Genomic DNA, 17,018 nt, shown 5'->3' with positions numbered 1-17,018 from the left:
CGGGACCGGCCGCAGCCCTGCGTGCGCGTCATGGCCGGGCGAGGGGAGCTGCGAGGGCCCCGGCCACGACGGTTGCGTGGGTCTCAGAGCGAGCGCGAGATCAACAGTTTCATGATCTCGTTGGTGCCGCCGTAGATCTTCTGGACGCGAGCGTCGACGAACATGCGGCCGATGGCGTATTCCTGCATGAAGCCGTAGCCGCCGTGCAGCTGGAGGCACTCGTCGACCGTCTCGTTCTGCTTCTGCGTGGTCCACCACTTGGCCATGGACGCGGTCACGGCATCGAGGTCGCCGGCGATGAGCCGCTCGACGCAATGGTCGATGAAGACGCGGGCGATCAAGGCTTCGGTCTTGCGCTCGGCCAGCTTGAAAGCGGAGTTCTGGAACGCGATCAGCGGCTGCCCGAACGCCTTGCGGTCCTTGGTGTAGTCGATGGTGAGGTCGATGGCCCGCTCGATGGCCGCGACGGCCTGCACCGAGAGCGCCAGACGCTCCTGCGGCAACTGCTGCATGAGCTGGTAGAAGCCTTGTCCCTCCTGTCCGCCGAGCAGATTCTCGGCCGGGACCACGGCGCTCTCGAAGAACAGCTCGGAGGTGTCGGAGGCGTTGAGGCCGATCTTGTCCAGGTTGCGGCCGCGCTTGAAGCCGTCGTTGCCCTCGGCTTCGAGCACCAGGAGCGACATGCCCTTGGCGCCCTGGTTGGGGTCGGTCTTGGCCACGACGATGACCAGGTCGGCGTTCTGGCCGTTGGTGATGAAGGTCTTCGAGCCGTTGATGACGTAGGATTCGCCGTCCTTCTTGGCCGTGGTGCGGACGTTCTGCAGGTCCGAGCCGGTGCCCGGCTCGGTCATGGCGATGGCGCCGATGAGCTCGCCCGTCGCCATCCTCGGCAGCCAGCGCATGCGCTGCTCCTCCGAGCCATAGGCGAGGATGTAGTGGGCGACGATGGCGCTGTGCACGCTGACGCTGGTGCTCATCTCCGGCAGATGGGCCTCGAGCTCCTCCAGCGCCGCCGCCTCGAACGCGAAGCTGCCGCCCATGCCGCCGTACGCCTCCGGGACACTGCTCAGCAGCGCGCCCATGTCGCCGAGCCCGCGCCACGCCCAGCGGTCGACCAGCTTGGCCTCGCGCCAGCTTGCGGCATGGGGCGCGAGCTCGGCCTGCAGATAGCGGCGAAATTGCTCGCGGAAGCTGTCCAGCTCTTCCGTCATCCAGCTCGAGCGATAAGCCATGCGCCGCCTCCGTTGTTACGCATCGTGCTGAATGCGCGATCGGGGGCCTGGCCGCAAGGGGGCGCACCGCGCGGGCGGCGCGGGGGGACGGCGACCGAAGGGCGCGGCGTAGGGACGGGAGCCGTGCTGCGGACGTCCGCCTGCCCGGGGCGGCGGGTCAGCGCGCCGGCGCGGGCCGGCTGTCGAGCGCGGCGAGGACGAACTCGACCATCTGCTCGTCGGTCGGCTCGGGCTTCTCGGCGAAATGGGCCACCAGTTGCGGGTGACAGAAGCGCATCCAGGCCGCCATGACGCAGTGGCTGGCGACACGGGGATCCGGGGTCCTGAACTCGCCCGCGGCACAGCCGTCGGCGATCATGCGCTCGACCATCAGCCGCACGCGATCGACGTGCGCCTTGATCGCCTCCCAGCTCTCGGTCATGGCCACTTCGACCATTTCGTGCAGCTTGACGTCGCCGGTGAACAGCTCCGCGCTCATGGTGTGGTTGGCGATCAGGAAGGCGCGCAGCCGCTCCCGGGCCGACCCGGGCCCGTGGGCCGCCGCGGTCAGCACCTCCTCCATCTCGCCCATGACGCGCAGGGCAACGGCCTCGTTGATCGCCTTCTTCGAATCGAAGAAGCGGTAGACGTTGGCCGGGCTCATCTTCAACGCCCGCGCGATATCGGCCACCGTGGTCTTCTGGTAGCCGATCTCGCGGAACAGCCGCTCGGCTTCGGTGACCACGCGCGTGCGCACGTCCAGCTCCGGACCGGCGGGACGGTCAGGGATATGAAGCGCGGTATCAGTCAAACCTCTCAGTCCCAACTCGGCGGCCACTTACCGCGGCCTGCTCTTCAACGAACTTAAGCCAACGTATTTTATCAGATCAGCGTCATGAGCGGGCGGCGATCGCCATGCGAGCCTCGCAAACGTGATCCGCGCCAATCATTCCGCCGCCACCGGCAACTGCGCCGGGACCTCCCGCAGGCGGTCCTTGCCGTGCCGTCCATCGATGCCCTCTGACTCTGCCACCGTGTCGAGCGAGCGGCGGAACCAGAGGGCGTAGAGCGCGGGCAGGAACAGCAGCGTCAGGAAGGTCGCCACGAACAGGCCGCCCATGATGGTGGTCGCCATCGGTCCCCAGAAGGCAGACCGCGACAGCGGGATCATGGCGAGGATGGCTGCCAGCGCGGTGAGCACCACCGGACGGGCCCTGCGCACGGTGGCTTCCACGATCGCCTGGCGGCGCGACGCGCCTTCCGCCACGTCGTGCTCGATCTGGTCGACCAGGATGACGCTGTTGCGCATGATCATGCCGGCCAGCGCGATGAGCCCGAGCAGCGCCACGAAGCCGAACGGCTGATGGCCAATGTTGAGCCCGAGCGAGGCGCCGACGATGCCGAGCGGCGCCGTCAGGAACACCAGCACCAGCCGCGAGAAGTTTTGCAGCTGGATCATCAGCAAGGTCAGCATGACGATGATCATGAGCGGCATCAGCTTGGCCAGCGAGGCGTTGCCCTTCTGGGATTCCTCGATGGCGCCGCCGATCTCGATCCTGTAGCCCGGCTTCAGCTTGTCGCGGATGTCCTGGAGCTTCGGCCAGACCGCGTTGGTCACGTCCGGCGCCTGCACGCCGTCGACGATGTCGGCACGCACGGTGACGACCATGTCGCGGTTGCGCCGCCACAGGATCGGCTCCTCGTGGCCGTAGTCGAGCCGCGCCACCTGGGACAAGGGCACCACCACGCCGTTGCGCGAGACGATGCTGAGATCGGCGATGCGGCCGAGATCCAGCCGCTCCTCCGGCACGATGCGCGCCACCACGTCGACCTTCTCGATGCCGTCGCGCACGGTGGTGACGGTCGCCCCGGAGATCAGCGTCTGCAGGGCCTGCGCCATGTCCTGTGGCGTCAGCCCGAGCGCCCGAGCGCGCTCCTGGTCGATCTCCAGCTTGACGTTCGGCGTCTGCTCGTTCCAGTCGAGGTGGGGATCGAGCACCTTGTCGTTGGCGCGCATCACGTCGCGCACCTCGTAGGCGATCTTGCGGACTTCGCCGGTGTCCGGGCCGATCACCCGGAACTGCACGGGGAAGCCCACCGGCGGCCCGAAGTTGAAGCGGTCGACGCGCACGCGCGCCTCCGAGATGGCCCCGTCGGCGATGGCCTTCTCCAGCCGCGCCTTGATCCGCTCGCGCCCCTCCACGTCCTTGGCGACGATGACGATCTCGGCGAAGGCCTCGTTCGGCAGCTGCGGGTTGAGGCCCAGCCAGAAGCGCGGGCTGCCCTGGCCGATGTAGGCGGTGAAGGTGGCGATGTCCTTGTCGCCCTCCAGCAGCTTCTCGCCCTTCTTGGCCGCCGCCGTGGTGGCGCCGATGCCGGTGCCTTCGGGCAGCCGCATCTGGAAGAACAGCTCCGGCCGCTCCGACAGCGGGAAGAACTGCTGCTGGACGTGGCCGAAGCCGACGATGGACAGCGCGAAGATGGCGACGGTGGAGACGACCACGACGATCCGATGGCGCACGCACCAGGTGACGACGGCGCGCAGGCCCCGGTACAGCCGGGTCTCGTAGATGGCATGCGGATCGCCGTGGGCGTGCGCCTTGGCCAGGTTCGGCAACAGCTTCACGCCGAGGTAGGGCGTGAAGGTCACGGCCACGATCCACGACGCCACCAGCGCGATGGCGACCACCCAGAAGATGCCGCCGGCGTATTCGCCGGTGGCCGAGTTGTTGAAGCCGATCGGCAGGAAGCCTGCCGCCGTCACCAGCGTGCCGGTGAGCATGGGGAAGGCGGTCGACGTCCAGGCGAAGGCGGCCGCTTTCATGCGGTCCATGCCCTGCTCCATCTTCACCACCATCATCTCGACGGCGATGATGGCGTCGTCGACCAGCAGCCCCAGCGCGATGATCAGCGCGCCGAGCGTGATGCGGTGCAGGTCGAGCCCCATGGCGCCCATGACGATGAAGACGATGGCGAGCACCAGCGGTACCGAGAGGGCGACGACGATGCCGGTGCGCCAGCCCAGCGAGATGAAGCTCACGACGAGCACGATGCCGAGCGCTTCCATGAAGGAGCGCACGAACTCGCCGACCGCATGGTCCACGACGAGCGGTTGATCGGCCACCTGCTCGATGTCGATGCCCTGCGGCACGGCGGCCATGAACTCCTCGGTCGCGGCCGCCACCTCCTTGCCGAGCTCGATGATGTTGGCGCCCTTGGCCATGACCACGCCGATGCCCAGCGCCGGCTGCTCGCGCTGGCGCACCACGTAGTCGGTCGGATCCTTGAAGCCGCGCGTGACGGTGGCGATGTCGCCGAGGCGGAAGACGCGGCCGTTCGCCTCTACCGGCGTCTCCGCCACCGCCTTGGCGCCGTCGAAGGCGCCGCTCACCCGCAGCGGGACGCGCTGGGCGTCGGTCTCGACCACGCCGGCGGGCACCACCGCGTTCTGCTTGGCCAGGCTGTCGAACAGCGCCTGCGGCGTGATGCCGAGCGTCGCCAGCTTGGCGTGCGAGAACTCGACGAAGATCTTCTGATCCTGGACGCCGTAGAGGTTGACCTTGGTGACGTCGGGCACCTTGAGCAGGCGTTGGCGCAGGCCTTCGGCCACCTTCTTCAGCTGGGCGTAGTCGGCGCCGCCGCCGGTGAGCATGTAGAGGATGGAATCGACGTCGCCGTATTCGTCGTTGACGTTGGGCCCGATCAGGTTCGTCGGCAGGCTGGCGCGGACGTCGTCCAGCTTCTTGCGCAGCTGGTAGAACAGCTCCGGCACCTCCTTGGGTGGCGTCGTGTCCTTGAACGACATCTGCATGGCCGTGAACGACGGCTTCACGTAGGTGACGACCTTGTCGAAGTAGGGCAGCTCCTGCAGCTTCTTCTCGATCGGGTCGGCGACCTGGTCCTGCATCTCCTGCGCCGTGGCGCCGGGCCACATGGCGGTGACGACCACCACCTTGATGGTGAAGGACGGGTCCTCGGCGCGGCCGAGGCGCTGATACGAGATCAGGCCGCCCACGCCCAGGATGACGATCAGGAAGAGGATGAGCGCCTGATGGCGGACCGCCCAGGCGGAGAGGTTGAAGCTCTTCATGGCCCCGCCTCAGAAGGAGAGGGCGTCGACGACCCGGACCTTCTGGACCGGATCGAGCTTCTGCACCCCGACGGCGACCACCTTGTCGCCCTCCTCGACGCCTGACGTGACGACCACGTCGCGGCTGTCGTAGCTCTTGACCGTGACCGGCTTCAGCGCCAGGGCGCCGGTCGCCGGATCGACGACGTAGACCGAAGGCCCGCCGTTCTGGTTGAACAGCGCCGAGAGCGGCAGGCGGGCGACGCGGGCGGACTTGGCGTCGACCAGCGACAGCGTGCCGGTCATGCCGATCTCGGCATCGTTGCCGACATTGGGCAGCGAGAACTTGGCGAGGAAGGTCCGCGTCGTCGCATCGGCCGTCGGCGACAGCTCGCGCAGCTTGGCCTCGTAGCTCTTGCCCGGCTTCGACCACAGCACCAGCGTCGCCTTGCCGGTGCGCGCCCGGTCGATCATCGTCTCGGGCACGGCGACGACCGCCTCCTTCTCGCCGGTGCGGGCGACGCGGATGGCGGTCTGGCCGGCCGAGACGACCTGCCCGGGCTCGATCAGGGTGGCGGTGACGATGCCCGGCGCGTCGGCTGTGAGCTTGGCGTAGGAGAAGCTGTTCTTGGTGAGCTCGACTGCGCGGTCGGCACGGGTGACGCGGCCGCGGGCCTCGTCCGCCGCCGCATGGCTCGAGTCGAGCGCGGCGTCGGTCGACCAGCCCTTCTTGCGCAGCTCCAGCGAGCGCTGTTCGGCAGCGGTGGCCTGGGTCAAGGCGCCTTTCGCCGCCCGCTGCTCGGCTTCCGCCTGCTCGGCCTGGAGCCTGAGGTCGACGTCGTCGAGCACCGCGAGCGTCTGGCCGGCGGCCACGCGGTCGCCCACTTCCACCAGGCGCTTGGCCACCTTGCCGTTCACCCGGAAGCCGATGTCGCTCTCGATGCGCGGGCGGATGGTGGCCACCAGCGTCCGCGACGGCGTCTCGCTCTCGTAGCGGACCGGCGCCACCAGGACGGGCCGGTTCTGCTTGGCCTCGGCAGGCGCTTTCTCGTTGCAGGCGGCGAGCGGCAGGGTCGCGGCGAGCGTGAGAATCGCCAGCGCGCGGGCAGGATATGTGACGGCAACGCGAGGTTGGCGCATGGGCCCGATGTCTCCGCTCGATCAACGGTACGGCGCCGCTGCCCCCGCCCGGCGTTTTCCCTGCGGCACAACGTATGTGACGACTGACGAATGTCAACTTTCGTCAGTTGCCGAATCGTAAGCAAGATCAAATGGTCATCGGACGCTCACCGTCGGGCCGTTCTGCACAGGGCACAGGGCCGCCGCGAGTTGACGACCTTCCCCAAGTGTCCGTACAGATGGATGGATTGGGGTTGCATGAGCCGATGCTCGGGTGTCCGTCAGGGTGCCCGCGGCCCCGGGGGGAGATGACATGACGATCAGCCGGAGGCAGTTTGTCGCGGGCGGTTCGGTGATGGCGGCGGCGGGTTTCGCCGCGCCGGCGCTCGCCCAGCAGGACCAGTCGGCTGTTTATTTCTCAGGCGAGGTCCCCGACAACGGCCAATACTACCGCAAGACGAACTTCACCAAGATCGACCCGGCGTGGCGCCGGCAGCTGGTGAAATACTACTCCGAGGAGCCGCAGGGCACCGTCGTCATCGATACGCGCAACCACTTCATGTACATCATCTTCGAGAACAAGACGGCGTTGCGCTATGGTGTCGGTGTCGGCAAGGAAGGCTTCCAGTGGTTCGGCCGGGCCCAGATCGACCGCAAGCAGATCTGGCCGAGCTGGGTGCCGCCGCCGGAGATGCTGAAGCGGCGACCGGACCTGCCGACCTTCATGGCCGGCGGCCCCGACAATCCGCTCGGACCGCGCGCGTTGTACCTCTACCGCGACGGTCGCGACCTGGGCTATCGGCTGCACGGCACCACGGAGCCGTGGTCGATCGGCGGTGACGTCTCCAGCGGCTGCATCCGCATGTTCCCGGAGGACGTGGTCGATCTCTATCAGCGCTGCCCGATGGGAACCAAGGTGCTCGTCCTGAAGCACCTGGGCTCGGGCGACGCGACCTGAGGCTTGAGCGCTTGGCGATCGGGCCCGCTCGCCCGATCGCCAAGAAGCGCTCGAGGTGGCGCGGCGCTGGAGAGGTTCGCTCCCGCGCCGCGTGCAATGCCAGTGAACGATAATCGGCGAACTCCAAGAATGTGATCGGCCGCTCGACCCGGATCGGGTCCCGCGTGGCGGACATCGAGTGCGGGGGCATTCATGCGTATCGGCAATTGGGCGGCCAAGGCGGCGCTGCTTGCGGCCGCCCTGGTCTTGGCGGGCTGCGCGAGCGAGACCGTGCGGGCTCCGAGCCCCAACGTGACCAACGCGCCCGTGGGCAGTGGCGCCGACGTGCCTCCCGGCAGCAACGAGGACTTCATCGTCAACGTCGGCCGGCGCGTGTTCTTCAAGGATGGCTCGGCCGAGCTCGACGATACCGCCAAGGTGACGCTCGACGGCCAGGCGGCGTGGCTCGCCAAATATCCGCGCTGGAACGCCAAGGTCCAGGGCTTCGCCGACGACTCCGGCTCCGACGAGCAGAACCGGGCGCTGGGTCTGCGTCGCGCCGATGCCGTCAAGGCCTATCTGGTGGCTCACGGCGTATCGGCTGGTCGTCTGCGGACCAAGACCTACGGGCGAGAGAAGGAGCGCATCGTCCGCGACTGCTCTGACATCTCCTGCAAGGCGCAGAACCGCCGCGTCATCACCAACCTGGAAGGCGACCGCGACCTCTGAGGGGGCGTCGCGGCCGCGCCAGGGAACGATAGGGCGCCACAGGCATTAGGCAGTGTCCCCGGCCGAACGGCCGCGGCAACGCCTCCTTTGCCTGTGATGATGCGCCCATGAAGCTCTTCGAATGCCAGCACTGCGGCCAGCCGCTCTATTTCGAGAACAGTTCCTGCGAAAGCTGCGGCCGTAGGCTGGGCTACGTCGCCACGAGCGGCGAGCTCTCGGCGCTCGAGCCGGCGGGCCAGGGCTGGACCGCACTCGCCGAGCCGAGCCGCCCCTACCGCTTCTGCGCCAACGCGGTCTACGGCAGCTGCAACTGGCTGGTCCCTTCCGACAGCGCCGACGGCTATTGCGCGGCCTGCCGGCACAACCGCACCATTCCGGACCTCTCCGGTCACGCCAACCTGGAGCGCTGGCGGCGCATCGAGATCGCCAAGCACCGGCTGTTCTACACCCTGCTGCGGCTGCGCCTGCCGCTTCAGACGCGGGCGGAAGGGCCCGAAGGGCTGGCCTTCGACTTCCTGGCCGACCCGAGCGAGCCGTCGCAGCCGACCGTTCTCACCGGCCACGACAGGGGCCTGATCACCATCAATCTGGCCGAGGCCGACGATGTCGAGCGCGAGCGCCGGCGCCACGACATGGGCGAGGCCTACCGCACGCTGCTCGGCCACTTCCGTCACGAGGTCGGGCACTATTTCTGGGACCGGCTGGTCGCCGACGGTGGCTTCCTCGAGCCGTTCCGGCAGATTTTCGGTGACGAGCGCGACGACTACGGCGAGGCGCTGAAGCGGCACTATGCCAACGGCGCGCCCGCGGACTGGCAGGAGCGGTTCGTCACGCCCTACGCCAGTTCCCACCCCTGGGAGGACTTCGCCGAGACCTGGGCGCACTACCTGCACATCATCGATACGCTCGAGACGGCGGGCGCCTTCGGCCTCAAGGTCGGGCCGCACCGCCGGGGGGCGCCGGGGCTGGTGGCAAGCGTGGATTTCGATCCGCACGAGGCCGTCGACATGGAGCGGCTGATCGCGGCCTGGCTGCCGTTGACCTTCGCCGTCAACTCGCTGAACCGCAGCATGGGCCAGCCCGACCTCTACCCCTTCGTGCTGTCGCCGGCGGCCATCGTGAAGGTGTCGTTCGTGCACGACATGGTGCGCCCAAACCGCTGATTGCCCTCCATAGCCGCCGATAACCGCCGACACTACGCTGGCGCCAAGAGCGGAGGTAGGCGTGGCAAAAGGCGTAGCAACGGCTGCGCTGGGCGGTGAAAAGTTCGAATCGCTTCGGGATGGAATAGTGGATTTTGGTCCCGGCCGACGTTGTGGTGTCAACTTCAGGGCAACAGACCCGGCACGTCCGGCTTTACCCCGGCGGGCGTCTGATCGCCGACCATTCAACTGCCCCTGGAAGACCGACGTCGAAGGACCCGCCAGCGGTCGGAGAGGTCATGATGAACGATTGGAGCAACGAAAAAAAACGATCGGAATCTCCGCCACGCCCGATCATCTCGCCTCTCGGTCCAAGGCATTTTGACACCGCTAGATTCTTTTATGACTCCGCCTTCGTTGCTGGTGATGACCGAAACTGCGGGATTGGCATTGGCCCTGTGAGCATCGTCAAGCAAAACGGGGCCGCATTCGCGGCCTCGTCCTGCGCTTTCGAATACGGAGCCTTAGCTCACTCTAACCACCGGCGCGGGCTTCCAGCTCCCATCAATAATCGAAGGCGAAGTCTCCGATGGATAGTACATCCGCATCATGAGAAGGAAGTCGCCTTTCGGAGCGGGCAGCCAATTCGACTCCTTGTCGGCGCCGGGTGACTCGTTTTGGAAGTAGAGCGTCGTTGAACCGTCAGAGTTGGCCTTTAGCTTGTCTCGGGTACTGACGGTAAACTTGTTCAGGGGATTGGGGGTGAACCACCAACCCTTGTCGATCATATACATCGTGATTGACCAGAACCCCTCGACGGGGGGCATCTCGCCCTTTGCGAAGGTCACGGTGTATTTGTTTGAACCTGTCAGTTTTTGGCCCGAAGTATCGATGTCCGTGATGGGATAGACCGCGTCTTTTTCCTGGTTTGCTGGCCAACCAAACGCAGCAACCGTCGCGCGTTTCAAATAGTCACCAGGGCCATAAGTGCCGAGTCCCTTCGAGATCGCCCACCCGTTCACAATAGAGCCAAGGTTATCCTTGTTGGCCTCGATCTTCTTCAGCGCTGTCTGCGGGATATCCTTCAGCGCCGCCTGAACTTCTGGGTCGAGGTTGCTCTGTACGAACGCTTTGCCGGGCTCGACGCCGATTTTGGCCATACGGGCGAGGATTGGCCCGTCTGTCGGGGCCGGTGGTGCATCCGCCGCCATCAGCTTGGCCAGGAGGTTGAAGTAGCCCTCGGTTCCCATAGCGAGAATGACCGATTGGGGCGCATCAGTCATGCTGAAGCCAGGGTTTGGATTCACCGGCGCGGCCACAGGAGTGTAGGGTTTACCCCATGCGGACAGCGGTGTGATCTTGTTCTGGGCCTGCAACGCATTGACGGTTTTGTAATCCTGCTCACTCCCGTCGGCGTAGATGCGGCCTGCAATGATCATGTAGCGCGTTGCAGACGGAAAGTGCTTCATCCCTGCTGGAACTTCGCCTTTCCATCCCGGCGCGGTGAACAGGTAGTTGGCCGCCTTCCCATCGGCCGTGCGCGGGCTCGGCGAAGACTCCGAGTCCGACATCCAAAGATCGACGACCTCGAAGATATAGTAGCGGTCACCCATATCGGGGTGACTGAACACTTGCGGTTCAGCGAGGTCGAGCCATGCAAATGAATAGAGGGTGTCGGCGTTGGGCGCCGAAATGAGGCGAAAGTCGGCGGGAGGATACTTCTCGACATTACCAAACTGGCCGAGTGGCGCCTTTATCCCATCAGGCTTGGCGCGGTTGGTGCTCTGTACGCACGTGATCTCGGACGTGATGAGCGAGTAGCCGTAAATGTAGGCATCCTCAGCGATTTGCCGCGCCTCCGATGGCGAGATCGATTGAGCATTTGCAGGCATCAGCGCGGATATGCTAGCGGCCACACCGGCGCTCAAGCCACCTAAGGTAACCGCACGACGGGTAATCTTCATCAATTCTCTCCAATGCGATTGCTAATTTTGCTTGGCCGTATCATCCTGTGGATGCCGAGATCGCCGATGACGATCATATCGCCGAGCCGCTCTTCTATTACTACTTAGGTCTGGAAGGCGCTTCAGTTGATCGGATCATCGAGCATAACAAGGGGCTCCCCTCCACATGAGCAAGCACTTCAAGAAATCGTTTCTGTCCCCCGCGATTGTCCCCCAATCAGCGGGACGAAACTTGCCATTTTGCGCCAATCATCGCGCGGCTTTTTAGGAACGGGTCGACGAACGGGCCTTCACGCGCCCTATCCGCCTTTGGGGAAAAGGAAAGTCAGCGTCGTTTGCAAGCCCCATCGCGGCACGCCGTCGGGTGCAGTGAGGTTGTAAATTCCGCCCATCTGGAGCTGTATCGGCTGATTACCAACGTTGAAGAGCTTCGCGACGCCAACGTTCAGCGGCACCGTCCATTTATGCGTATTCCAGTCATATGATGTCTGCGACGTGGCTGAGACGGACCAACCGTCTTGCAGTTCGTAGGTCGCCCAAGGCTGGATGAAGCTCTTGTTGATGTCGTTGCCGTCGAAGGTCCACATCTGATTGGCGAGTGCACCAATTGTCCAGGAACCTTTCTGTACGAGTGCCACCGCAGTCGGACCGGCGCCCCATTTGCGTGTTCCTAGAAGCGGATCCGTTGCGGTTGGAATGTTGATGACTGTTCCGGCGCCCCAGATAAGCCCGCCGGGGCCCGCTTTCTCCGGTGACAGAAAGAGGCTCATTTGCGTATCGCCAAGGCCGCGCGCGTCACCCAGACCATTCAGAATGTTGTTGGTCGCGGCGATCGGGAGGATGGTCCGCGTGATCAAATTCCAATCGTCGTTCAGCTTGATCGGAATAACGGGCTGGACATCGAGGACCGATATGGTCCCTTTCTTGTCACGGCCCGCGCCGAACAGCATGTTGTACTGGATCGGCAGGCTGGCGAGATTGGCGATCGGATTGGCGAGCTGCTGCGACAACGAGGGTTTTTCATCGTCTGCTGAGGCTTGTACGCAGCCCATGACCGATGCCGCCGCAGCGGCGGCGCATAAAGTCACTACCGTCGAAAACCTTGTCACCGGGCGTTCCTTTGGTCATTCTTATTGATGGCGTCCTGCGGGGCGCGGTGCTTTCCGACCCCGTGTCGCTCCCCACGCAATCCGGCCATCTGCTGCCTTCGATAAACAGCCGGCTGGATTTTCATCCAACGCATGAAGGAGCGGCTGAAGCTGCTTGGGCCGCTATATCCGAGCCGATTGGCGATGGCTGCGAGGCTCAGATCGGATTGGGTGAGTAGATGACAGGCCGTGTCGAGCCGAACCTCCGCGACCATCTCGCTGAAGTTTGTGCCACTGGCGGTAAGTTGGCGCTGCAGCGAGCGAGGGCTCACCCCGAGCTGCCGCGCGGCCCGCGGCAGGGACGCGTCGCCATCGCGCATCAATGTTGCAATCGTCTCGCGCACCGAGAATGGCGACGGAACGGGAACGGTCTTCATCATCGACGTATGACGCTAAAGCTCCTGTTGCTTCAGGCATATAAGCGGATCGGCGGAAATTCTTGCCAAAAGCCGCCAAAGAGGGGCAGATGGGCGATCGCGCGGCGCGACAACGTAACGCATTTGCTAAGACAGGAGATCAGAGCATCTCGGGAACCGGCCTGAGAAATTCTTCGGTCTCAATCGTAGGGACAAAAGCAACATTCCGCAGGATGTCGCACCTGATGCAGGCGACGATTTGCGGATAGGATTTCTCTAATGAGTGGCCTTTCTTTAACGCGTTGCCAGTTCGTCATCCCCTTCACGGACATTCTCGACCAGATTGGGGCCCCGACAGGCACTCTTCTGTCCAGGCTTAGACTTCCCACGTCGTTGGTCGAGAAGGCCGATAGCTACGTACCAATTCTTCCAGCAATCCGCTTTGTGGGGGCCGCCCAGCGAGCGCAGGGCATTGTCGATTTCGGGTTCCATGCTGCGAGAGATCTGCATTTTGAGCACCTGAGCGAGAAAGTACGGACTGTGATCGGCCACTCGCCGACGCTGCTCGTGGCGCTTCGGCAGGCCTGCAAGTGGGCTTCCGTCGAAGATACGAACTTGCGCATGTGGCTTGAACGCTGCGGCGATCAGGTGCGGATTTGCAGCAAGCTTACCGGAACGCAGAGGCTCTCGCACCTCGAGCATTCGCAGTGGTTGCAGCTCATCTTCCCGATCCATATCGTTCGGCGGTTTACCGGATCGCATTGGAATCCGGCGACGATAGCCTTCGAAGCCCACTATACGCCCAGCCTTGACACCCAATCCTTCTGGCCACACTCGCGCTTCCTGTCGGGTCAGCACGCTTCGTGGATTGATGTGCCGGTCTCGCATTTGAGCATCCCCAATCGCCCGAACGCCATTCCGGCTCCTTTGCTCGCTGACGATGATGGCACCTCGGACTATGAAATCGTTGGACTGATCAAGATGATGTTGCCGTCCTACCTGGATGATGGAACTCCACGTCTTGCTGAAGTCGCGGAGATGGCCGGCCTCAGCTCACGAAGTCTTCAACGCAAGCTTTCGCACGCTGGCCTCAGTTATTCGGATATCGTCGGTGCAGCCCGCTTCGAGAACGCCAGCAAGCTTTTGCGCGACACAAACGCGAGAATTGTCGAAATCGCGCAGTCGTCCGGCTACGCCGACCACGCGCACTTTACGCGAGCCTTTCGGAAAATGGCGGGTGTGAGTCCCAGACGGTTTCGCGAGCAGGTCCGGCAGGAACCGGAGCGTTCGACGATCGGCCCGACCTGATTCGAAGCCGCATCGCGTGAGTTCGCTCCCTGTTTGGTCGCGGCCTTGAACTGCCCCAGATCGAAGATTGCTGCTTCCCGGCTCGTTGGTGCGAAATGACAATTATCAGGCTGAGCCTGCCTTTATCATTTTAATCGAGCTTCAGCCATTCGGCTGACGATGCACCGCCAACGGAGCGCTCCTGATCGTGTGGAAAATCCAAACGGAGAACTCGCAGGCCAATGCCGTTACCAGCGGGCAGCGAACCTCGGTTTTTGCAAACAGAGGGCCTTAGAGGACTATGGAGTAGACATAGTTCTCATCATCACCCGAGACGGTGCACCAGGTGACCGGACGGGCGCGCGAGCAGGCCAGCGGTAGTGAGGCGCTGAGGGCCGTGATCGCCGGCCTGCGCAACCACTATGCGGCGGCGCCGGGCCGGTGACGGCAGGCGGCGTCAGTCGACGCCGGCGTCCGGGTTGGTCGGCCGCTTGGGCTTGATGCGCTTGATCGTGGCGGAGAAGCTCAGTACCGGCTGCCCACCGGTGGTCAGCAGGCCGCGCACGAAGATCATCGAGGCGCCGGCCCGTACGACCTCGCCGGTCGCCTCGATCAGGTCACCTGCGGCGCATGCGCCGACGAACTCGCTGTTCAGGGTCACGGTGACCGACGGCACGCCTTCGATCTCGCGCGAGGCGATCATGAAGATGGCATGATCGGCGAAGGTGAGGAGAGCGCCGCCGTGCACCATGCCCAGCCCGTTCAGGTGGCGCTTGTCGGCGCGGAAGGCGCAGCGCATCGAGCCGTCGGGGTCGCGGCGGTGGTAATACGGGCCCGAGCGCGCGTCGAAGGTGTCCCGGTCCGGCGTGCGCCAGCCCGCGAACTCGCCGTCTTCCACGATGCGCGCCCGGCGCGGCTTCGGCTCCTCCGTCACGCTCCGCCTCCTCGTCTCATGCGTCGATCTCTCCATCCGCGAATCGGGGGGTGCGATCAAGAGTCTATCAGGGCTTGTTGGCGAGGCCGCCGTCGATGGTCAGGATGGTCCCCGTGGTGAAGGCGGAACGGTCGCTCGCCAGGAACGCCACGGCGGCGGCGATCTCCTCGGGCTTGCCCGGGCGGCCGAACGGCATGCCTGCCGTCAGCTCGCGCCAGCGGTCGGCATCGCCCAGCGTCTGTGCCGCCTGGGTCCTGAGCCGCGTCTCCATGCGGTCGGTGGCGATCGGCCCGGGGTTGATGCCGACGACACGCACGCCGTGGGCCGGGCTCGCCCCGCCCAGTGCCCGGGTGAAGGCCATGAGGGCGGCGTTGCCGGCGGCCCCGGCGATGTAGGCGGCGTCGACCTTCTCGCCGCCCATGCCGATGATGTTGACGACGACGCCGGCGCGGCGCGCCGCCATGAGGGCGTAAAACGCGCGCGTCACCCCGATGAAGCCGAAGACCTTGAGGTCCCAGGCCTCGCGCCACCGCGCCTGGTCGACGCTGGCGATGTCGCCCAGCGGAATGGCGCCGGCATTGTTGACGAGGACGTCGGCGTCGCCGTGGGCGGCCGCCAGCGCGCCGGCCGATTCGTCGCGCGAGACATCCACGGCATCGATGGCGACGTCGGCGCCGGTGACCTCCGCCAGAATCGCGCCCCGTGCGACTTCGAGCCGGTCACGGTCCCGCGACACCAGGACGACCCGGCAGCCCTCCTGCGCCAGCAGCTTGGCGGCGGCAAAGCCGATGCCCTTCGAGGCGCCCGTCACCAGGGCCTTGCGGCCCGCCAGTCCCAAATCCATGGCTGTCCCTCCGCGCGGTATGAAGGGCTCGGCGCCGCGGCCGGTCAAGCCCGGGGGGGCGGAGCAGCCTATCGGGGCCCGGGCCACGCCGCGAGGAGCGTGCGCAGGGAGGAGACGAACGCCAACGGCTGGTCGACCATGATGTGGTGGTGGGCTTCGGCGATCATCATGATGGGCGTGCCGGGCGGGGCGATGGAGCGCGTGTAGTCGACGATGCCATCCGCCAGGAACGAGGATTTCGCACCGTACATCATCGCCACCGGGCAGCGGACGCCGGGCAGATCGATGGTCGGGTTGCCGCTGCGGTAGTCCTTCCACATGAACGGATCGAAGCGCCAGCTGTAGCCGCCGCATGGCTGCTGCCGAAGCGACGTCCGGCCGATGTGGTCGGCAATGTAGAGGTGCTCGCACGGCTGCGACGGCTGGAAGCGGAAGCGCGTGAGCGCCGCCTCCAGCGTCGGATAGATCTGGTGGTCGCGCGGCTCACGCGGCTCGCCGCGACGGGCGCGCCGCTCGCGCCGCACCTCGGGCGACATGATCGGCGTATCCACCACCACCGCCGCCTTCAGGCGCTCGCCGTGCCGTGCCGCGCAAGCGATCAGCGGCGTGCCGCCGAAGGAGTGGCCGACGACGATCGGCGCCCCGTGGTCGAACAGCCCGGCCGCCTGCGCGACCTCGAGAATTTCTTGGACGAACAGATCGAGGGTGTAGTGCGGCCGCCGGTCGGAGCCGCCCATGCCGGACCACGACATGGCCGCGACGCGGTAGTCGTCGGCGAAGAAGGGCGCGATGAAGCTCCACCAGTCCGCGTGGGCGCCGTTGCCGTGCAGGAACAGCAGGCCGGGCCGGTCGCGCTCGCCCCAGATCAGCGTCTCGATGCGGGCGCCGGCGACCGGCACGAGGACGCGCTCGGGCGTCCGTGCCAGGGCCGCCGCGAACCAATCCGGTGCGGGTGGCCTGGCGCCGCCGAGATCGGCAAGCGGGCCCCGCGGCTTCTCAAGCTCCATGATGCGGCCTTCAGACAAACAAGCGCTAGGTTGATAATCTCGACGTTCCAGAGCAAGGAGCTTGTGTCAAGCGCTGGAGGCCGTAGGTTGCTGCTGACGAGGCGCCGCCTGGGCAGGTGGCCCACGGCTCGGCTGGGGCGTCGGCAGGCGCTGGCCCGGATCGGCCGGCGGCGCATCCGAGATAAAAAATTTGGTTCTCAGGGCGCGTGCGGCCTGATAACCGTGTCGCCAACATCGATCAAAGGCGCGCCTCGCCCCAGGGCTCGAGGTG

At 65.4% G+C, this 17,018-nt stretch carries 14 protein-coding genes; 4 read left to right on the top strand and 10 right to left on the bottom strand.

Annotation, left to right across the window (positions count from 1 at the left end; translation table 11 throughout):
* Positions 1 to 83: 83 nt before the first annotated feature.
* From ACZ5PO_RS38875 to ACZ5PO_RS38860, 4 genes are all read right to left on the bottom strand, one after another.
* Complete coding sequence (locus ACZ5PO_RS38875; RefSeq protein ID WP_464188662.1) at positions 84 to 1,232, bottom strand: acyl-CoA dehydrogenase family protein; 1,149 nt, start codon at positions 1,230 to 1,232, stop codon at positions 84 to 86.
* A 157-nt stretch (positions 1,233 to 1,389) separates the two neighbouring features.
* Entirely contained in the window at positions 1,390 to 1,968 is a 579-nt protein-coding gene (locus ACZ5PO_RS38870; RefSeq protein WP_464188659.1) for a TetR/AcrR family transcriptional regulator, read from the bottom strand.
* A 189-nt stretch (positions 1,969 to 2,157) separates the two neighbouring features.
* Positions 2,158 to 5,301 (bottom strand): efflux RND transporter permease subunit, encoded by a 3,144-nt coding sequence (locus ACZ5PO_RS38865; RefSeq protein ID WP_464188657.1) that lies wholly within the window; start codon positions 5,299 to 5,301, stop codon positions 2,158 to 2,160.
* Positions 5,302 to 5,310: 9 nt separating this feature from the next.
* Complete coding sequence (locus ACZ5PO_RS38860; protein ID WP_464188655.1) at positions 5,311 to 6,420, bottom strand: efflux RND transporter periplasmic adaptor subunit; 1,110 nt, start codon at positions 6,418 to 6,420, stop codon at positions 5,311 to 5,313.
* A 292-nt stretch (positions 6,421 to 6,712) separates the two neighbouring features.
* On the opposite strand from ACZ5PO_RS38860, the gene ACZ5PO_RS38855 reads away from it, so the two are divergent.
* From ACZ5PO_RS38855 to ACZ5PO_RS38845, 3 genes are all read left to right on the top strand, one after another.
* Positions 6,713 to 7,357, top strand: coding sequence for a L,D-transpeptidase (locus tag ACZ5PO_RS38855; protein WP_464188653.1), 645 nt, complete (start codon positions 6,713 to 6,715; stop codon positions 7,355 to 7,357).
* 192 nt (positions 7,358 to 7,549) lie between these two features.
* Positions 7,550 to 8,065, top strand: coding sequence for an OmpA family protein (locus ACZ5PO_RS38850; protein ID WP_464188651.1), 516 nt, complete (start codon positions 7,550 to 7,552; stop codon positions 8,063 to 8,065).
* Between the two features lie 107 nt (positions 8,066 to 8,172).
* Positions 8,173 to 9,228 (top strand): zinc-binding metallopeptidase family protein, encoded by a 1,056-nt coding sequence (locus tag ACZ5PO_RS38845; protein WP_464188649.1) that lies wholly within the window; start codon positions 8,173 to 8,175, stop codon positions 9,226 to 9,228.
* 503 nt (positions 9,229 to 9,731) lie between these two features.
* On the opposite strand, the gene ACZ5PO_RS38840 is transcribed toward ACZ5PO_RS38845, so the two are convergent.
* The 3 genes from ACZ5PO_RS38840 to ACZ5PO_RS38830 all read right to left on the bottom strand — a co-directional run bounded on the left by ACZ5PO_RS38840 (position 9,732) and on the right by ACZ5PO_RS38830 (position 12,699).
* Entirely contained in the window at positions 9,732 to 11,171 is a 1,440-nt protein-coding gene (locus tag ACZ5PO_RS38840) for a DUF1254 domain-containing protein (RefSeq protein ID WP_464188647.1), read from the bottom strand.
* Between the two features lie 299 nt (positions 11,172 to 11,470).
* A complete protein-coding gene (locus ACZ5PO_RS38835; RefSeq protein ID WP_464188645.1) occupies positions 11,471 to 12,280 on the bottom strand; it encodes a transporter in 810 nt (269 codons plus the stop codon).
* A complete protein-coding gene (locus ACZ5PO_RS38830) occupies positions 12,277 to 12,699 on the bottom strand; it encodes a helix-turn-helix domain-containing protein (protein WP_464188643.1) in 423 nt (140 codons plus the stop codon). Before ACZ5PO_RS38830 ends, ACZ5PO_RS38835 begins: the two co-directional genes overlap by 4 nt.
* Positions 12,700 to 12,954: 255 nt before the next feature.
* Between ACZ5PO_RS38830 and ACZ5PO_RS38825 the strand changes: the two genes are divergently transcribed.
* On the top strand, positions 12,955 to 13,983 hold the full coding sequence (locus ACZ5PO_RS38825) for a helix-turn-helix domain-containing protein (RefSeq protein WP_464188641.1): 1,029 nt from the start codon (positions 12,955 to 12,957) through the stop codon (positions 13,981 to 13,983).
* Positions 13,984 to 14,419: 436 nt separating this feature from the next.
* Here ACZ5PO_RS38825 and ACZ5PO_RS38820 read toward each other — a convergent pair whose 3' ends face one another.
* From ACZ5PO_RS38820 to ACZ5PO_RS38810, 3 genes are all read right to left on the bottom strand, one after another.
* Positions 14,420 to 14,932 (bottom strand): PaaI family thioesterase, encoded by a 513-nt coding sequence (locus tag ACZ5PO_RS38820; RefSeq protein WP_464188639.1) that lies wholly within the window; start codon positions 14,930 to 14,932, stop codon positions 14,420 to 14,422.
* A 31-nt stretch (positions 14,933 to 14,963) separates the two neighbouring features.
* Positions 14,964 to 15,740 (bottom strand): short-chain dehydrogenase/reductase, encoded by a 777-nt coding sequence (locus ACZ5PO_RS38815; protein ID WP_464188637.1) that lies wholly within the window; start codon positions 15,738 to 15,740, stop codon positions 14,964 to 14,966.
* A 68-nt stretch (positions 15,741 to 15,808) separates the two neighbouring features.
* Complete coding sequence (locus ACZ5PO_RS38810; RefSeq protein WP_464188635.1) at positions 15,809 to 16,747, bottom strand: alpha/beta fold hydrolase; 939 nt, start codon at positions 16,745 to 16,747, stop codon at positions 15,809 to 15,811.
* Between the last annotated feature and the right edge of the window lie 271 nt (positions 16,748 to 17,018).

It is taken from the genome of Chelatococcus sp. KU-N122, assembly GCF_055391085.1.
Note: the sequence above shows the minus strand (reverse complement) of the source record. Positions and strands in the feature narration are given on the sequence as shown.

Coding starts and splice junctions, on each gene's coding strand:
- ACZ5PO_RS38875 (WP_464188662.1), bottom strand. CDS start 1,232: ATGGCTTATCGCTCGAGCTGGATGACGGAAGAGCTGGACAGCTTCCGC.
- ACZ5PO_RS38865 (WP_464188657.1), bottom strand. CDS start 5,301: ATGAAGAGCTTCAACCTCTCCGCCTGGGCGGTCCGCCATCAGGCGCTC.
- ACZ5PO_RS38860 (WP_464188655.1), bottom strand. CDS start 6,420: ATGCGCCAACCTCGCGTTGCCGTCACATATCCTGCCCGCGCGCTGGCG.
- ACZ5PO_RS38855 (WP_464188653.1), top strand. CDS start 6,713: ATGACGATCAGCCGGAGGCAGTTTGTCGCGGGCGGTTCGGTGATGGCG.
- ACZ5PO_RS38850 (WP_464188651.1), top strand. CDS start 7,550: ATGCGTATCGGCAATTGGGCGGCCAAGGCGGCGCTGCTTGCGGCCGCC.
- ACZ5PO_RS38845 (WP_464188649.1), top strand. CDS start 8,173: ATGAAGCTCTTCGAATGCCAGCACTGCGGCCAGCCGCTCTATTTCGAG.
- ACZ5PO_RS38840 (WP_464188647.1), bottom strand. CDS start 11,171: ATGAAGATTACCCGTCGTGCGGTTACCTTAGGTGGCTTGAGCGCCGGT.
- ACZ5PO_RS38830 (WP_464188643.1), bottom strand. CDS start 12,699: ATGATGAAGACCGTTCCCGTTCCGTCGCCATTCTCGGTGCGCGAGACG.
- ACZ5PO_RS38825 (WP_464188641.1), top strand. CDS start 12,955: ATGAGTGGCCTTTCTTTAACGCGTTGCCAGTTCGTCATCCCCTTCACG.
- ACZ5PO_RS38820 (WP_464188639.1), bottom strand. CDS start 14,932: ATGGAGAGATCGACGCATGAGACGAGGAGGCGGAGCGTGACGGAGGAG.
- ACZ5PO_RS38815 (WP_464188637.1), bottom strand. CDS start 15,740: ATGGATTTGGGACTGGCGGGCCGCAAGGCCCTGGTGACGGGCGCCTCG.
- ACZ5PO_RS38810 (WP_464188635.1), bottom strand. CDS start 16,747: ATGGAGCTTGAGAAGCCGCGGGGCCCGCTTGCCGATCTCGGCGGCGCC.